At 71.8% G+C, this 15,740-nt stretch carries 15 protein-coding genes; 7 read left to right on the top strand and 8 right to left on the bottom strand.

Annotated features, from left to right (window positions below):
* Positions 1-148: 148 nt before the first annotated feature.
* Together AW272_RS44610 and AW272_RS37005 are read left to right on the top strand one after the other, a co-directional pair.
* On the top strand, positions 149-859 hold the full coding sequence (locus AW272_RS44610; protein ID WP_083959091.1) for a DUF3152 domain-containing protein: 711 nt from the start codon (positions 149-151) through the stop codon (positions 857-859).
* Positions 844-2,079 (top strand): SGNH/GDSL hydrolase family protein, encoded by a 1,236-nt coding sequence (locus tag AW272_RS37005; protein WP_245657908.1) that lies wholly within the window; start codon positions 844-846, stop codon positions 2,077-2,079. The genes AW272_RS44610 and AW272_RS37005 overlap by 16 nt, the downstream gene beginning before the upstream one ends.
* Here the strand turns inward: AW272_RS37005 and AW272_RS37010 are convergent.
* Together AW272_RS37010 and AW272_RS37015 are read right to left on the bottom strand one after the other, a co-directional pair.
* Positions 2,076-3,101, bottom strand: a complete 1,026-nt coding sequence (locus AW272_RS37010; protein WP_066375194.1) for a LacI family DNA-binding transcriptional regulator — start codon at positions 3,099-3,101, stop codon at positions 2,076-2,078. The genes AW272_RS37005 and AW272_RS37010 overlap by 4 nt on opposite strands.
* A gap of 30 nt (positions 3,102-3,131) precedes the next feature.
* Positions 3,132-4,331: a PucR family transcriptional regulator gene (locus tag AW272_RS37015; RefSeq protein ID WP_066375018.1), complete on the bottom strand. Its 1,200-nt coding sequence runs from the start codon at positions 4,329-4,331 to the stop codon at positions 3,132-3,134.
* Between the two features lie 188 nt (positions 4,332-4,519).
* On the opposite strand from AW272_RS37015, the gene AW272_RS37020 reads away from it, so the two are divergent.
* From AW272_RS37020 to AW272_RS37040, 5 genes are read left to right on the top strand one after another with little or no spacing between them, the layout of a single operon-like run.
* Positions 4,520-5,290 (top strand): ABC transporter ATP-binding protein, encoded by a 771-nt coding sequence (locus AW272_RS37020; protein WP_066375020.1) that lies wholly within the window; start codon positions 4,520-4,522, stop codon positions 5,288-5,290.
* A 1-nt stretch (position 5,291) separates the two neighbouring features.
* On the top strand, positions 5,292-6,086 hold the full coding sequence (locus AW272_RS37025; RefSeq protein ID WP_066375022.1) for an ABC transporter ATP-binding protein: 795 nt from the start codon (positions 5,292-5,294) through the stop codon (positions 6,084-6,086).
* The gene (locus tag AW272_RS37030) at positions 6,083-6,973 is read left to right on the top strand and encodes a branched-chain amino acid ABC transporter permease (RefSeq protein WP_066375028.1); all 891 of its coding nucleotides are present in this window, start codon (positions 6,083-6,085) and stop codon (positions 6,971-6,973) included. Before AW272_RS37025 ends, AW272_RS37030 begins: the two co-directional genes overlap by 4 nt.
* Complete coding sequence (locus tag AW272_RS37035) at positions 6,966-8,063, top strand: branched-chain amino acid ABC transporter permease (RefSeq protein WP_066375031.1); 1,098 nt, start codon at positions 6,966-6,968, stop codon at positions 8,061-8,063. The genes AW272_RS37030 and AW272_RS37035 overlap by 8 nt, the downstream gene beginning before the upstream one ends.
* Positions 8,053-9,324, top strand: coding sequence for an ABC transporter substrate-binding protein (locus AW272_RS37040; RefSeq protein WP_066375032.1), 1,272 nt, complete (start codon positions 8,053-8,055; stop codon positions 9,322-9,324). Before AW272_RS37035 ends, AW272_RS37040 begins: the two co-directional genes overlap by 11 nt.
* A gap of 48 nt (positions 9,325-9,372) precedes the next feature.
* Here the strand turns inward: AW272_RS37040 and AW272_RS37045 are convergent, their stop codons facing one another.
* The 6 genes from AW272_RS37045 to AW272_RS37070 all read right to left on the bottom strand — a co-directional run bounded on the left by AW272_RS37045 (position 9,373) and on the right by AW272_RS37070 (position 15,633).
* Positions 9,373-12,282, bottom strand: coding sequence for a tetratricopeptide repeat protein (locus AW272_RS37045; protein WP_157519200.1), 2,910 nt, complete (start codon positions 12,280-12,282; stop codon positions 9,373-9,375).
* Between the two features lie 91 nt (positions 12,283-12,373).
* Positions 12,374-12,697 (bottom strand): hypothetical protein, encoded by a 324-nt coding sequence (locus AW272_RS37050; protein WP_066375035.1) that lies wholly within the window; start codon positions 12,695-12,697, stop codon positions 12,374-12,376.
* A 74-nt stretch (positions 12,698-12,771) separates the two neighbouring features.
* The gene (locus AW272_RS41445; RefSeq protein ID WP_083959093.1) at positions 12,772-13,434 is read right to left on the bottom strand and encodes an ABC transporter permease subunit; all 663 of its coding nucleotides are present in this window, start codon (positions 13,432-13,434) and stop codon (positions 12,772-12,774) included.
* A complete protein-coding gene (locus tag AW272_RS37060; protein ID WP_066375040.1) occupies positions 13,431-14,243 on the bottom strand; it encodes a branched-chain amino acid ABC transporter permease in 813 nt (270 codons plus the stop codon). The genes AW272_RS41445 and AW272_RS37060 overlap by 4 nt, the downstream gene beginning before the upstream one ends.
* The gene (locus tag AW272_RS37065) at positions 14,240-14,893 is read right to left on the bottom strand and encodes an ABC transporter ATP-binding protein (protein ID WP_066375043.1); all 654 of its coding nucleotides are present in this window, start codon (positions 14,891-14,893) and stop codon (positions 14,240-14,242) included. The genes AW272_RS37060 and AW272_RS37065 overlap by 4 nt, the downstream gene beginning before the upstream one ends.
* Positions 14,890-15,633 (bottom strand): ABC transporter ATP-binding protein, encoded by a 744-nt coding sequence (locus tag AW272_RS37070; RefSeq protein ID WP_066375202.1) that lies wholly within the window; start codon positions 15,631-15,633, stop codon positions 14,890-14,892. Before AW272_RS37070 ends, AW272_RS37065 begins: the two co-directional genes overlap by 4 nt.
* Between the last annotated feature and the right edge of the window lie 107 nt (positions 15,634-15,740).

A 15,740-nucleotide genomic window follows, 5' to 3' on the forward strand; every position in this document is an offset into this window, starting at 1 on the left:
CCTCCATGCCGCCCGATAGTGGGGACTCTAGTTCGCGAAATCGGACTACGCCCACGATTCACCGGAAAGCGCCAGCAATACCCCCCAACCGTAACTGCGAGGATGATCTCCTCCCGTATGATCACCTTCTGTTCGTTTTGGGAGGGTCGTGAACCACCGTGTCCTGCTCGCGGCGGCCGGGATCGCCGTAGTGGGAGCGGTGACCTGGGGCTTCACGCTGCCGTCCGAGGAGATCCCGACAACGGTGGCCCAGGTCGGGACCGTGCCAGCGCCCCCGCCCGTCCGGGCGTCACCGAGGCCCACACTCCCTTACATCCCGCCACCCGCGCCGAAGCCGAAGAAGATCAAGGTGCCCGAGAGGGGCTCCGGGAAGTTCCGCACGGCCGGCGGCGAGGCGGAGCCCCGCGAGGGCAAGGGGCCGGTGATCAAGTACATGGTGGAGGTCGAGAAGGGCCTTCCCTTCGATGTGGACGAGTTCGCGACGTCCGTCCACGACATCCTGAACGACCCCCGGGGCTGGGGGCGGTTCGAGCGGGTGTCCAAGGGTTCGGTGCAGCTCCGGGTGACGCTGTCCAGTCCCGGCACGACCAACCGCGAGTGCCTCCCGCTGCGCACCTTCGGCCAGCTGTCCTGCTGGAACGGCCGCCGCGCGGTGATCAACGCGAGGCGATGGGCGTTCGGCGCCGACACGTACAAGGACCTGGACCTCTACCGGCAGTACGTGATCAGCCACGAGGTCGGCCACGGCCTCGGGCACGGCCACCGCGACTGCCCGTCCAAGGGCAAGCCGGCGCCGGTGATGGTCCAGCAGACGATCTCGCTGCGCGGCTGCAAGGCCAACCCGTGGCCCAAGCCCTGAATCTTTCGCCGCCGGCGCTCGCCGTCGCCCTGCTCGGTGTGTCGCCCGCGCTCGGATCGGGCGAGGTCGGCTGGGTGCACACGTGGACGGCGATGCCGCAGCTCACCGAGCCGCACAACCTGCCGCCCGCGCCGTTCACGCAGGACAACCTGGTCATGGACGACACGACCCTGCGGCAGACCGTGCGGGTCACCGCGGGCGGGCGGCAGCTCCGGCTGCGGTTCTCCAACGCGTTCGGCGGCGCGGCGCTGCCCATCACCAAGGTCGCCGTCGCGCTGCCGGCGGGCGGTCAGGCGGGGGCCGCCTCGATCAGGCCGGGGTCGTCGCGGCCGGTGACCTTCCAGGGGCGGGAGTCCGTCTCCGTGCCGGTCGGCGCCCTCGCGGTCTCCGACCCGCTGAACTTCCCGGTCGCCGCGGGGACCAACCTCACGGTCACCGTGTACCTGGCCCAGGGGCAGGCCTCGAACAACGTGACGTCGCATCCGGGGTCGCGGACGACATCGCATCTGCTCGCCGGTGACCACGTCGCCGACACCGACCTGCCGGGAGCGACGCCGACCGACCACTGGTATCTCCTCAGCGGCGTCGAGACCACCTCCGGCGCGAAGGCGGTCGTCCTGCTCGGCGACTCGCTGACCGACGGCCGGGGCTCGACCACGAACGGGAACGACCGCTGGCCCGACCTGCTGGCCGACCGGCTGCGCGGCGTCGCGGTGCTGAACCAGGCGGCGGGCGGCAACCGGGTGCTCAACGACGGGCTCGGCCCCAACGCGCTGGCCCGGCTCGACCGCGACGTGCTGGCCACCACCGGCGTCGAGTGGCTGCTGGTCTTCGAGGGCGTCAACGACATCGGCACCGCCGAGGCGGGCGAGGCCGCCCAGAACCAGGTCGCCGCCGACCTGATCGCCGCCTACGAGCAGATCATCGTGCGGGCGCGGGCCCAGGACATCCGCGTGTACGGAGCCACGATCACCCCCTTCGGCGCGAACACCCCCTACGACGACCCGGCGGGGTTGCGGGAGGCGACCCGGCAGAAGGTGAACCGCTGGATCAGGATCAGCGGCAGGTTCGACACCGTCGTCGACTTCGACGAGGTGACCCGCGACCCGGCGGAACCGCGCCGGCTGCTGCCCGCCTACGACACCGGCGACCACCTGCACCTCAACCCGGCGGGCTACCGGGCCATCGCCGATTCCGTCCCCGCGGGGCTGTTCCGCTAGGTCGTCTCGCGGACCACGAGCTCGGGCTCGAAGATGATCGACTTGGGGCGCCGGGCCGGGTCTTCGATCTGGGCCAGCAGCAGCTTGGACATCTCGGCCGACATGTCCTCGACGGGGTGCCTTATGGTCGTCAGCGGCGGACGGCAGGCCAGCGCGGCCGTGCTGTCGTCGAAGCCGACGACCTTGAGATCGGCCGGGATCCGCAGGCCGCGCGCGGCGGCGACCTCCAGCGCTCCCTGCGCCATCAGGTCGTTGGCGACGAACAGGCCGTCGATGTTCGGGTGGTCGTCGAGCAGCCGGGCCATGGCCTGCTGGCCGCTCTCCTTGGTGAAGTTGCCGGGCACGCTGGGCACGTAGGCGTGGCCGTGGCGGGCCATCGCCTCGCGGAAGCCCGACTGGCGCTCCATCGAGGCGAGCACGTCGAGCGGCCCGGAGATGGTCGCGACCCGTTCGCAGCCGCGCGCGACCAGGTGGTCTGCGGCCATCCGCGCGCCGGCGCCGTGGGCGAGGTCGACGTACGAGATGGGAATCGGGTGGTCGGGGCGGGCGAACAGGACGACGGGGGTGCCCGACTCGGCCAGCATCGCCGGGAGGGGGTCGTCGGCGTGGGTGGTGACCAGGATCGCGCCGTCGACGTGTCCTTCGCGGACGTAGTCGACGACCTGGGCCCGCGCGTCGGCGGCCTCGGCCAGCATCAGCACCAGGTGCACGCCGAGCGGGCGCAGGTGCCCGCTGATGCCCTCGACGACGCGGCCGAAGAAGGGGTCGGTGAAGACGCGGGCGAAGAACTGGCCCGCTCCGGAGACGACCAGAGCGATCGAACCGGTCTTGCCGGTGACCAGCTGCCGGGCGGCCCGGTTGGGGACGTAGCCCACTTCGGCGATGGCCCGGCGGACCGCTTCCTGGATCGACGGATCGACGTTGCGGATGCCGTTGATCACGCGGGATACCGTCGCCCGGGAGACCCCGGCGGCCCGTGCCACGTCCTCCAGCGTGGGTGAGGCCACCCGATCTTCCCTCATGACCGCCACTTTAGCGGAGAGCGCTCTCCATCAGAGAGGTAAGAGACGGACCGCGTCCAAGGCGAGAGTGAGGTCGACGATGTCCCGGGGACGGGAGAGAGAACGCCCGGTGAGCTGCTCGATGCGGCGGATCCGGTTGATGATCGTGTTGCGGTGGCAGTAGAGCCGCCCGGCCGCGCGGGCCGCCGAACCCTCGCACTGCAGCCAGGTCTCCAGGGTCATCAGGAGAACCTCTTTGTCGGCGCCCTCCAGCGCGAGCAGGGGCCCCAGCACTCCCCCGACGAGATGGCCCGAGATCTCGGGCTGGCAGATGACCAGCACGGCGGGGAGCCGCTGGTCGAGGCGGGCGATCTCGGGGCCGCTGTCGACGCAGGTGCGCATCGCGAGTTCGGCCAGGCGGTGGGCGTCGCCCAGGTCGACCAAGCTCTCCACGACCGGGCTCACCCCGGCCACCCCGCTGACGACCAGGCGCAGGCCCTCGGTCAGATCGTCGAGTGACGCGTCGCCCAGGGCGACGACGGCGACCTCGTGGCCGGTGCGCATCCGCCACATCAGCCGCATCTGGCCGATCTTCTCCGGCAGGCGGGTGCTCTCGTGGTCGTGGCGGATCGGGAAACGCACCGTCACCACCGCGAAGCGGGCCCGCTCGGGCAGGTCGAGCGCGGCCGACGCGCCGTGCACCACGCCGGCGTCGGCGGTGCCGTCGAGGAGCGCGTCGAGCAGGGCGTTCAGGCGTTCGTGGTTGCGACCGAGGAGTTCCTGTTCCCTGCGCCGGTAGGTGTTGCCGGCCACCAGGGCCTGCCGGTCGATGGCGTGCCAGACGATGGTGGCCACCCTGACCAGCACGCCGATGCGCTCCGGCTGCTCCCTCTCCACGTAGTCGACCAGCGCCGACCACATCACCTGCGCGGCCAGCCGGTACATGCGCATCAGGGAGTCGACCGGCAGCCCCTGCTCGGCCCGGCGGCGGGCCATCGACTCGGTGAACGGAAGATCGCGGCGTTCGCGCCGGTCCTGCATCATCGTGGTGATGCCGATGCGGAGCCCCTCCCGGGTGCTCTGCCAGTGGTCGTCGGCGGGCACGAACGTGCAGTAGGCCTCGTCACCGCCGCGCACCCGCGTCACCAGCTCGTCGGTCAGCTCCGGGAGCCGGGCCAGCAGGGCCCCGGCCGCGTCGCGCAGCAGCTCACGGACTTCCGCGTCGTGCTGGGACCGCGTGAGGGAGCGCATCTCCCCAACCTGCCATCCCCCTCGTTCCGGAACAAGGTTCGGTTTCGTTTCGTGACACGCCGTTGTGCGGTTGCACAACGGGGTCGCGTCATGAGTGGGCAGGGGTCGCGACTTCACCGGGGCATCTGGACGACGGTGCACGCGCGGGGTTTGGTGTGCACCACCGATGCTCTTGGAGGAAATGCGTCATGGCCGATCTCGCTGTCAGCGATCTGGTGGTGGGCTACGGGCCGGTGCGAGCGCTGCGCGGGGTGTCCATGCGGGTCCCGTCCGGGTCGATCGTGGCCGTGCTCGGCGCGAACGGCGCGGGCAAGTCGACCCTGCTCCGGGCGATCTCCGGCACGCTCCGGTTCCACCGGGGCAGCTGCCAGGGCAGCGTGACCCTGGGGGACCAGCGGCTGACCGGCCTGGACGCCGCCACAGTGGTGGGCCGCGGGGTCGTCCAGGTGCCCGAGGGGCGGCGGGTGTTCGCCCGGATGACGGTCGAGGACAACCTGCGCGCGGGTGGCCTGGGACGGCCGCGCCGGGAGTACGCGAAGGCGCATGACCAGGTCGTCGAGCTGTTTCCCGTGTTGAAAGAGCGCTCGAGACAGCGGGCCGGGCTCCTGTCCGGCGGGGAGCAGCAGATGCTCGCCATCGGGCGGGCGCTGATGGCCGGGCCGACGACGCTGCTGCTCGACGAACCCACCCTGGGGCTGGCGCCGCTGATGGCGGCCCGCATCACCGAAACGATCAAGGAGATCAACAGTTTGGGCACCTCGGTCCTGCTCGTGGAGCAGAACGTGGCGATGGCCCTGTCGCTGGCGTCGCACGCGTACGTCCTGGAGGTCGGCGAGGTGGCCTTGCAAGGGACCTCCGCCGAACTGCGGACCAGCGACGAGGTGCGCCGCCGCTACCTCGGCATCGCCGACGCCGTGGAGGGCGCGCTGGAGACACGCACGCTGTCGAGGTGGTCGTAGTATGACTACTGCATACCAACCGGACGGTATGGAACCGCTCGAAGTGCGCGACGTGACCGTCCGGTTCGCCGGGCTCACCGCGCTCGACAACGTGAGTTTCACCGTGGCGCCGGGGACCGTGCACGCCGTCATCGGGCCCAACGGGGCCGGGAAGTCGACCTGCTTCAACGTGCTGTCGGGGGTCTACAAGGCGACGTCCGGGAGTGTGCGGTTCGGCGGAGCCGAGCTCACCGCGTTGCGGCCGCACCGGATCGCGGCGCTGGGCGTCGCCCGCACCTTCCAGAACATCGCGCTGTCCCCCCGGGCGCCGGTGCTGGAGAACCTCCTGCTGGGCCGGCACCGGCTGACGTCGTCGGGGTTCGTGTCGGCGGGGCTGCGCCTGCCCAACGCCCGGCGTGAGCAGCGGCGGCACTTCCAGCGCGTGGCCGAGATCGCCGAGTTCGTCGGGCTGACCGGCAAGCTCGCGTTCCCGGTGGGGCTGCTTCCCTACGGCGTACAGAAACGGGTGGAACTGGCCCGTGCGCTCTGCATGGAACCCAGGCTGCTGCTCCTGGACGAACCGGTGGCCGGGATGAACAGCGGCGAGCGCCAGGAGATGGCCGAGCTCATCCTGTCGGTGCGCGACAGCCTCGGCATCTCGATCGTGCTGGTCGAGCACGACATGGGCATGGTCATGCGGCTGGCCGACCGGGTCACCGTCCTCGACTTCGGCCGGCGCATCGCCGACGGAACCCCTGCCGAGGTGCAGGCCGACCCCGCCGTCATCGGCGCCTACCTCGGGACGGAGGGCACGTGACCACATTCGTGGAGCTGCTCGTCAACGGACTCTCCATCGGAGCCGTGTACGCGCTCATCGCGCTCGGCTTCGTGATCATCTTCAAGGCGACCGAGGTCGTGAACTTCGCCCACGCGTCGCTGCTGCTGGCGGGCGGCTACCTGGTGGCGCGGCTGTGGCCCCTCATCGGGTTCTGGGCGGCGTTGCTGGCCGGGATCCTCGCCGCCGCACTGGTGGCCGCCGCGATCGAGTTCCTGGTGATCCGCCGGGCGAATGTGGCCTCGCACAGTGTGCTCGCGATCGTGACGATCGGCGTGGACATCGTGCTCACGACCGAACTCACCCGGCAGATCGGCACCGACGTGCTGGCCATGGGCGACCCGTGGGGCAGCCAGGTGATGCGGTTCGGCGGCGTGACGATCGCCGAGACCCGGATCGTGGCGCTGGTGACGGCGGCCCTGCTGATCACGGCGTTCCTGCTGGCGTTCAAGTACACCGGCTGGGGCGTCGCGATGCGCGCCGCCGCGGAAGACGCCGAGACGGCCTCGCTGATGGGCATCCGGCTCGGCCGCGTGTCGATGAGCGCCTGGGCCGTCGCGGGCGCGCTCGCGGCGGTGGCCGCGCTGTTCCTGTGCGTCTTTCCCACGCCCGGCCTCGACCGGAGCACGTCGCTGGTCGCTTTGAAGGCCTTTCCGGCGGCGATCCTCGGCGGCCTCGACTCGACCACGGGAGCGCTGGTCGGCGGCCTGATCATCGGCGTGACCGAGTCGATGATGAGCGGCTACCAGAACGACATGGCGTTCCTCGGCCGCGGCATCGGCGACGTGGCGCCGTTCCTGGTGATGCTCGTGATCCTGCTCATCCGGCCCGCCGGGCTGTTCGGGACCAAGGAGCTGGCCCGTGTATAGGTATCTCGCCTGGACCGGCGTCGTGGTCGTCCTCGCCCTGGTGCCGTTCTACCTCGACGGCTTCTGGCTGCAGACCGGGTTGTTCGCGATGTCGGCCGCGATCGGCGCGATCGGCATCAACCTGCTCACCGGCGCGACGGGGCAGCTGTCGATGGGTCACGCGTTCTTCCTCGCAGTCGGGGCCTATTCGTACGTGTTCTTCTCCGCCGAGCCGACCGCCAAGCTGAGCGGGCTGGGCCTGCCGACCGGGGTGGCCGTCGTCCTGGCGGTGCTGACGGCCGGGATCGCCGGCGGGCTGTTCAGCCCGATCGCGGGCCGGCTCAAGGGCGCCTACCTGGGCATCGCCACCTTCGCGCTGATCTTCGGGGGCCAGCACGTCCTGTTCAACGCCGAGCATCTGACCGGCGGCTTCAACGGCCGCGCGGTACCGGAGCTCAACCTGTTCGGCTTCTCCTTCGGCGACACCCCGTCGCTGATCGTCCTTCAGGTCCCGTTCGGGACGCTGGAACGGCTCTGGTTCCTGGGCCTGGTTCTGGTGGCGCTGTCGATGGTCTTCGCCCAGGGCGTGCTGAAGGGCCGTCCCGGCCGGGCCATGAACACCATCCGCGACCACGAGATCGCGGCCGGCGTGATGGGTGTCCCGGTGGCGCGTTACCGGGCCGGGGTCTTCGTCCTGTCCAGCATGTACGGGGGTCTCGCCGGCGTCCTGCTGGCACTGGTCTTCCAACGGACGGTGCCGGAGTACTTCGGCGTCCTGCTGTCCCTCGACTACCTGGCCATGATCGTCATCGGCGGCCTGGGCTCGGTCGGCGGCGCCGTCGTCGGCGCCCTGTTCGTCTCCCTCCTGCCGCAACTGCTCACCAAGTACAGCGACGCGATCCCGCTGGTGGCCGTCCCGGGGACGCCGGGGGGCGTCTCCCCTGCCGAGGCCGCCCGCATCTTGTACGGCGCGGCCGTCGTCACGGTCGTGCTCTTCCTGCCGGGCGGCCTTCTCGGGCTCTTCCGCAAGATCCGCCTGAGACCGCCGCGCCTGCGGCTGCCCCTCTCCACTCCCTCCCCCTCAGAATCCAGGAGTCCGCATGTCCCGTAACAGGAAGGCCGCGATCGTCCTCGCGGCCCTGGCGCTGGCCGCGTCGGCCTGCGCCAGCGACAAGGCCACCGGCGGGGCGGCCCCGGCCACCGCGACGGGCGGCGACGGCGTCAAGACCGGCGCCGGCGTGACCGACAAGGCCATCACCCTGTCGCTGCTCACCGACCTCACCGGCCCCTACGCGCCGCTCGGCAAGAGCGTCACCCAGGCCCAGCAGCTGTACTTCGACCAGCTCAACGCCGCCGGCGGCATCTGCGGCCGGACGATCGAGACGGTGGTCCGCGACCACGGCTACGACGTCCAGAAGGCGATGACCGCCTATGCCGAGGTCGCGCCGCGCACGGCCGCGATCCCGCAGTTCATCGGGTCGCCGATGGTGAAGGCCCTGAAGGAGAAGATCACCGCCGACAAGATCCTGACGATTCCCAACGCGTGGGCCACCGGCCTGCTCGGCAGCGACGCGATCCAGGTGACGGGGACGACCTACGACGTCGACATGATCAACGGCGTCGACTTCCTGATGAAGGAGAAGGGCATCAAGGCGGGCGACAAGATCGGGCACCTGTACTTCGAGGGCGACTATGGCGAGAGCGCACTCAACGGGTCGAAGTTCGCCGCCGAGAAGTTCGGCCTGACCCTGGTCGAGCAGAAGATCAAGGCGACCGACCAGGACATGACAGCGCAGGCGACCGCCTTCAAGAAGGCCGGGGTGAACGCCATCCTGGTGTCGGTCGGGCCGCGTCAGGCCGCCTCGCTCGTCGGCGTGTCGCTGGCCTCCGGGCTCGACGTGCCGTTCATGGGGAGCAACTCGGCCTACAGCCCGCTGCTGCTCGACACCCCCGCCGCGCCCGCGCTGCTCAAGGACTACTACGTGGTGACGGCCGGGGCGCCCATCTCGGCGCCGCTGCCCGCCTACGAGAAGCTCATCAAGGACTACCAGGCGAAGTTCCCCGGTGAGCTGCTGGACAGCGGTGTCGCGTCCGGATACACGCAGGCCGTCATCGTCGGCGACGCCCTCAAGGCCGCCTGCGCGGCCAAGGACCTCTCGCGGGAGGGCATCATCAAGGCCCACCGGTCGCAGAGCGCCTGGGAGGGCGGCTTCGGCGGGACGCCGATGGACTTCACCGTGTACGACAAGCCGGCGTCGCTGTCGTCGTACATCGCCAAGCCGGACAAGGACGCGATCGGCGGCGCCGTGATCTTCAAGGAGCACGCGATCTCGGACCTGGCCAAGACCTACCAGGTCCCGCCGCCCGCCTAAGAGGGCCTCACGGACTCGGCCGGGTGGAGCGCATCTCCACCCGGCCGATCAGCTCCCGGTCCACTCCGCGCGGTCCATCACGTAGTCGCGAACCACGGTCGGGAGCGGCGCTCCGGTGCGTTCCCGCCACCGCGTCTCCAGCCGGTCGACGCCGACCTCCGCCGGGTCGTGCCCGGCGAGCCCGACGCATCGCAGCGCCCACTCGGCGGCGCGCTCGAGCGCGCCCTGTTCCCCGGCGACCCTGACCAGCTGGAGATACGTCGCCGCCATCATGCGCGGGTCGCCGAGCGCCCCGTTGACCTCCAGCGACGTGCGGTACCACGTCTCGGCCTCGGCCAGCCGTCCCTGCTCATGGGCCACCCGGCCGAGGCCGTGGCGGCTGCTCGCCATGACCGGGCGGTAGTCGAGGGCCTCGCCGCCGGTCAGGGACGTGCGGTACCACTCGTCCGCCTCGTCCCACTCCTCCCGTTCCTCGGCCACCCGCCCGAGCTGGTGCTGGATCGCGACCAGCGACGCGCTGAGGGGCCGCTGCGGGAGGGCGCGGAGCAGGTCGAGGTAGGCGCTCCCGGCCTCGGCGAGGCGGCCGGCCGCGAGGTGGCGTTCCGCGTCGCCGGCGACCAGGGAGAACCACAGTTCACCTGCGGGGCCGTCGACGGCGGGGGCGATCCCGCCGGCGAACTCCAGGGTGCGGCGGGCGCGGGCGGTCCATTCGCGTCCCTCCTCGTCCAGGTCGCGGGACCAGCGTTCGGTGAGGACGGTGGCGATCGTCTGGGCGCTGCGCCACTGGCGAGAGTCCAGGGCGGCGCCGAACATGCCGGCGAGAGTGTCGTACTGGACGTGCAGCACCCGGGAGGCGATCTCGGCCTCGCCTTCGGTCAGCTGCCGGTGGAGCCTGGTGGCGAATCCGGCGGTGGCCTCCAGGAGGGCGAACCTGGTCACGGCGTACTGCCGGTCGAAGTCGCGCGGGTCCACCGACCGCCAGCTGTCGGTCAGGTGGGCGCGCAGGGCCGGGTGGACGGCGTACATCCCGAGGGCCATGGCCAGGGCCGTGCCGGTGCTCAGCCCCGGGCCCGTGTCGGTGTCGACGTGGACGCGGGTGAGGAGGCCGGTCGCGACGGCGCGGTCCAGGACCGCGCGCCAGGCGGGCGCGTCGAGGCCGAGGAAGGCGCCGGGGGCCGACCAGAAGTGCGACATCATGCCGAGGACGTCGGCGATCACGATCCCCGGGAACAGCGAGGCGGCGCCCAGCCTGCGCCGGTCGTCGGCCGGCAGGTGGGCCAGGGCGTAGCGGACGCCGGCCTCCAGCGGGGTCCTGGCGTCGTCGCGGAGGGCGGCCAGCAGTTCCTCGGGCTCGGTGGTCTCCAGGCCGGGCAGGATCAGCCGCATGCCGAGAGGGTGGCCCCCCAATGCCGCCATCAGGTCGGAGAACAGCCACCGCTGACGCCGGGGCAGGGCCGCCGGGCGTGACCTCAGCAGGTGGTCGGCGTATCTGTTCGCGTCTTCGGGGGCAAGGCCGGTGACCTCGACGCGGGGCAGGCCGCCGATCTGGGGCGTGCGGCCGGTGAGCAGGACCGCGCTGCGCCTCGACGCGGCCACCTCGGTCGCGAAGTCGGCGAACTCGGGCGTCTCGACGTCGTCGAGGACCAGGAGCAGCCGCCGTTCGGCTAGGAGCCGGCGCACCATCTCGCGACGCCGGACGCGGTCGGCGCGTCTGAACGCGGCGCCGAGGAACCGCAGGCCGACGGCGGCGACGACCTCGTCGGGGCCGGTTCCCGGCCGCACCGGGTGCCAGACCACGCCGTCGTCGTCGGCTCCGCCGGTGTCGCGCCACCATCGGGCGAACGCCTGGGCCAGCTCGGTCTTCCCGATCCCCGCGGGGCCGTGCAGGCGGGCCGCCCTCTTGTGGTGGACGACGTCCTCGAGTTCGTAGAAGAGGGCGTCGCGGCCGACGAACGTCTCCTTCGCCGGGGCGAACCCGCCGGGGGCGTCGAGGAGGTCGGGGAACCGCATGTCGCGCCGGAGGTGGTGGACGGGGATCACCCAGTCGCTCAGCGGCAGCGGGCCTCGGGGGCTGGTGCGGTCGGGGCGTTCGGCCAGCCGGGCGCGTCCCGCGGTGACGGCGGCGGTGACGGTGTCACCGGCGAGCAGGCTCGCGTACAGGCCGGTCAGGAAGTCGGCCGCCGCGATCGCGTCGATGCGGTGGGGCAGGGCGACCACCGACGCGGCGGCGCCCGCCAGGGTGACGGCGGTCTCGGGCGGGCAGGCGTTGACGATCACCACCGGCACGTCCTTCAGCGCCCCGGCCACGTCGTCGGCCGGTTCCGGCAGGCCTCCGCCGTCGAAGTGGACGACCTGGAAGGGCTCCCCCTCGTCGAGCACCTCGCGGAGCCGCGCCACCGTGGGCGGCCGCAGAACGACGAGGTCGACCGCGCCGCCCAGGCGCTCCAGGAGTGGACGGGCGATCAACGGGTGGTCCCCCCGGGAAAGCACCGTCAGCACCCGCAACCGGTGTCCGGGACCGGACGCGGGCTCGCCGGGGTCGTTCTCGAGGTCGGTTCCCGGCCCGCCCCGGACCACCGCCACCCCGTCGAGGGCCAGGAAGCGCGCCCGGCCGGGATCGCGCAGCGACTCCCACGGCAGGCCGAGATGCTCGGCCGAGGCCGATCGGATCACCAGCTCGACGGAACCGGCACGCGCCGCCTCATAGGCCGCCCGCCGGTCGGCCGGGCCGAAGACGGCCTCGAAGAGCGCCTCTCCCCATGCGGCCAGCCGGGCGGATTCGGCGATGCCCCGGCTGGAGTCGACGCCGTAGGGGGCGCGCAGATAGTCCTCCAGGTACCACCGGAGGTCGGGCGGGTCGGGAGGGCAGGCGAAATCGGCGGGGTCGCCGACCTCAGGCCACCCCGAAAGCGTCGTCCGCCCGACCTCGTCGATGTCGAGCAGCAACCGTTCAACCACCGCGTCTCCCCCGGATATCCGCTGATCACCACATGATCATCAAATATCAGGGCGGAAGCTCGATGGTCATCGGACAGGCGGGCAACGGAGATCAGTTCGCGAACTTCCGGGCGATGTCCCGGGCCCGGTCAGCGGCTTGGTCGGCCTCGTCGGCGCTGATGACCGATCCGGTCATCCGGCCGAGGCGCCGCACCTGGTCGGCGTAGGCGAGGTGTTCCCTGGCCGCGTGCTCCCGGCAGGCCAGACAGGTCACGCTCTCCGGACGGACCGACGTCAGCGCGTAGGGCACCTGGATTCCGCACCCGGTCGTCACGACGGTCGGCTCGTCGGGCACCAGACCGGTCGACGACACCAGCAGGTTGCGGTAGGCCGCACCCGCCTGCAGGACCTTCCGGTCGACGTGAACATGACTCATCAATGCCAGATTAAACCGCTTCCCACCGCGAGTCCGCGAACCGGAACACCCGCAGGTCGTCCACGGGATAGGGATCATCGGGCGCGGTCGAGAGGCTGATGCCGGGGAGCAGGGTGCCGATCTCGACGCCGCGCAGGTCCCTGGCCGCCGCCATCAGGCCCTCGCGCGACGGGCACTTCATCCGGTCCATCGTCGTGGCGAACGCGGCGGCGGACGTCCACCCGAACATGACCTGGGAACTCGAAGGGTCGGCGTCGGGGACGTACCGGCCGACCGCGCTCAGGTAGGTCTTCACCGCGGGATCGGAGCCCCATCCGGCCGGGTCCTTGTAGAAGTTGGGCTCGCGGGTCGGCCGGTCGCTGGCGGCGGACCGCCGGCCATCCGAAGGCGTGCCCGAGCCCGTAGGCGACCAGCCCGGCCGCCGGGAGCGTCACCGGGTAGGGCACGTCGAGCGAGAGCAGGATCGCCGCCACGTAGGCGCCGATCCCGAGGAACGCGCCGTGGCCCAGCGAGATCTGGCCGCCGTGCCCGGTCACGAGGTCGAGCCCGAGCAGCGCCACGACGTAGACCAGCACCAGCGTCACCTGGTAGAGCGGGAAGGGCGGCACCACGAACGGCACCGACGCGGCGGCGAGCACGGCCACGGCGAGCGATGCCCGGGGGTAGGGCCAGGCCCGGCGCCGGTCGCCCGCGTACTCCCCGACGGCCGGGCGGCGGTGCCCGGTGACGGTACTCAAGCCCGTACCCGCGACTGCCCGCGGACGCGGATCGCCGGGACCAGCAGCATGATCACGAGCGGCACCACGACCCGCAGGTCGGCCCACAGGTAGGTGCCGGCCAGCGTCTCGGCGACCCCGATCAGCAACCCGCCAGCGACGGCCCCGGCGGGGTTCACGAACCCGCCGACGGCGGCGGCGGCCAGCGCGGACACCAGGACGCCGCCCATCATCCCGGGCTCCAGGAAGACGACGGGCGCGATCAGCACGCCGGACACGGCCCCCGCCGCGGCGGCCAGGCCCCAGCCGAGGGCGTGCACCCGGCCGACCCTGATCCCCGACAGCCGGGCCGCCCTCGGGTCGGCGGCGACCGCCCGGAGCGTGAGCCCGGCCCCGCTGTGCCGGATGACGACGTAGAGCAGCGCGAGCACCCCCGCCACCACGCCCAGCGGGCCGGCGACCCCGAGAGGGCCGCCGGGGAAGGGGTTGGGGAAGGTGCGCAGGGCCGAGGACCAGATCTGGGCGGCCAGGGCGTGGACGAAGACGTACAGACCGATGGTCATGATCAGAGCCGCGTCCTCCGCCTGCCGCATGACGAGCCGCTGCGCCAGCGCGCCCGCGCCGAACGCGACCGCGATGGTCAGCGGGAGCGCCACCCAGTAGGACAGTCCGGCGTCGACGAGCTGCCACGCCACATAGGCCGACACCATCGCGAGCTCGCCCTGGGCGAAGTTGACGACGCCGGTGAAGCGGTAGACGAGCACCAGGGCCAGCGCCAGCGCGGCGTAGACGGCGCCGGTCCCTAAGCCGTGGAAGACCTGACCGATCACGCGACCAGCCGCCCGGCGTCGAGGGTGTGCACCCGGTGCGCGACCTGGGCGGCGGCGCGGGCGTTCTGCTCGGCGACGACGATCGTGCCGCCCTCGCGCCCGGCGATGGCCGCGAGGGTCTGGAACAGCCTCGCGGTCAGCCCTGGCGACAGCCCCCGCGACGGCTCGTCCAGCAGCAGCACCCTGGGGCGGCCCATGAGCGCCCTGCCGATGGCGAGCATGCCCTGCTCGCCGCCGCTGAGAGTGCCGGCGGGCTGGCGGAGGTGGGCCTGGAGGACCGGGAAGTAGGTGAACACGCGCGCCAGATCGTCGTCGACCCCCCGGCGTGGCCACGGCCGCGCGAACGCCCCCACCCGCAGGTTCTCCTCGACGGTCAGCGGACCGAACACGCCGCGCTCCTCGGTCACGTGCCCGAGCCCCCGCCGCACGATCTCCTCGGGCGCGAGCCCGAGCACCGGCACCCCGCCGACCTTCACCGCGCCCCTGGTCGTCACCAGCCCCGACAGAGCCCTGAGCAGGGTCGTCTTCCCGGCCCCGTTGGGCCCGAGGACGACCACGATCTCCCGCTCCCCCGCCACGAGATCGACCCCGTGAAACACCCACGCGGCCCCGTACCCGGCCCGCAACCCCCCGACCTCAAGCCCGCTCATCGCGCCCCCAGACAGGCCGCGATCACGGCCGGATCCCGGCGCACCACGTACGTCGGGCCGTCGGCGATCTTGTGGCCCAGGTCCAGGCAGACGATCCGTTCGCACAGCCCCAGGACGAACTCCATGTGGTGCTCGACCACGATGACCGTCATGCCCGTCGTCCGGTGCAGGGCGCGGACCAGGGCCATGAGTGACAGCGCCTCCTCGGGGCTCAGCCCGCCGGCCGGTTCGTCGAGAAGCAGTAACCTCGGCTCGGCGGCCACCGCACGCGCGATCTCCACCCGTTTCAGCACCCCGAACGGCAGTCCCGCCGCCGGGTGGTCGCCCACGTCGAGCAGCCCGAACATGTCGAGCACGTCGTCGGCGCGCTCGCGCAGCCGCCGTTCCCAGTCCCAGGCGAACGCGGCCCGCCAGAACCCGGCCGCGCCGAACCGGTGGGCCCCGGTCATCACGTTCTCCCGTACCGACAACCGGGGGAAGACCGTCGGCTGCTGGAAGGTCCGGGCGATGCCGCACCCGGCCACCAGGTGGGGCGCCAGGGTCAGCACGTCCTGGCCGCCGACCCGGACAACCCCGTCGTCAGGGTCGCGGCGGCGGGTGACGCAGTCGAACAGCGTGCTCTTGCCGGCGCCGTTCGGGCCGATCAGGCCGACCAGTTCCCCCTGCCCGGCCACCAGGCCGACGGCGTCGAGTGCGGTGACGCCGCCGAATCGCACGGTCAGGCGTCCGATCTCCAGCATGTGCACCACCGCCCTTCTCCGAGGCAGATTCACCACGCGCCCCGACGGAACGGTGCATGAGTCTTTGCAGCGGTGACCCGGTCACGCATCGGTGAAATCACCAGTCT

Origin of the sequence: Herbidospora mongoliensis, from assembly GCF_001570545.1 — a bacterium.
Lineage (GTDB): Bacteria > Actinomycetota > Actinomycetes > Streptosporangiales > Streptosporangiaceae > Herbidospora > Herbidospora mongoliensis.

Coding starts and splice junctions, on each gene's coding strand:
- AW272_RS37025 (WP_066375022.1), top strand. CDS start 5,292: ATGACTACTGCATACCAACCGGACGGTATGGAACCGCTCGAAGTGCGC.
- AW272_RS37040 (WP_066375032.1), top strand. CDS start 8,053: ATGTCCCGTAACAGGAAGGCCGCGATCGTCCTCGCGGCCCTGGCGCTG.
- AW272_RS37020 (WP_066375020.1), top strand. CDS start 4,520: ATGGCCGATCTCGCTGTCAGCGATCTGGTGGTGGGCTACGGGCCGGTG.
- AW272_RS37015 (WP_066375018.1), bottom strand. CDS start 4,331: ATGCGCTCCCTCACGCGGTCCCAGCACGACGCGGAAGTCCGTGAGCTG.
- AW272_RS37065 (WP_066375043.1), bottom strand. CDS start 14,893: ATGAGCGGGCTTGAGGTCGGGGGGTTGCGGGCCGGGTACGGGGCCGCG.
- AW272_RS37070 (WP_066375202.1), bottom strand. CDS start 15,633: ATGCTGGAGATCGGACGCCTGACCGTGCGATTCGGCGGCGTCACCGCA.
- AW272_RS37050 (WP_066375035.1), bottom strand. CDS start 12,697: ATGAGTCATGTTCACGTCGACCGGAAGGTCCTGCAGGCGGGTGCGGCC.
- AW272_RS37010 (WP_066375194.1), bottom strand. CDS start 3,101: ATGAGGGAAGATCGGGTGGCCTCACCCACGCTGGAGGACGTGGCACGG.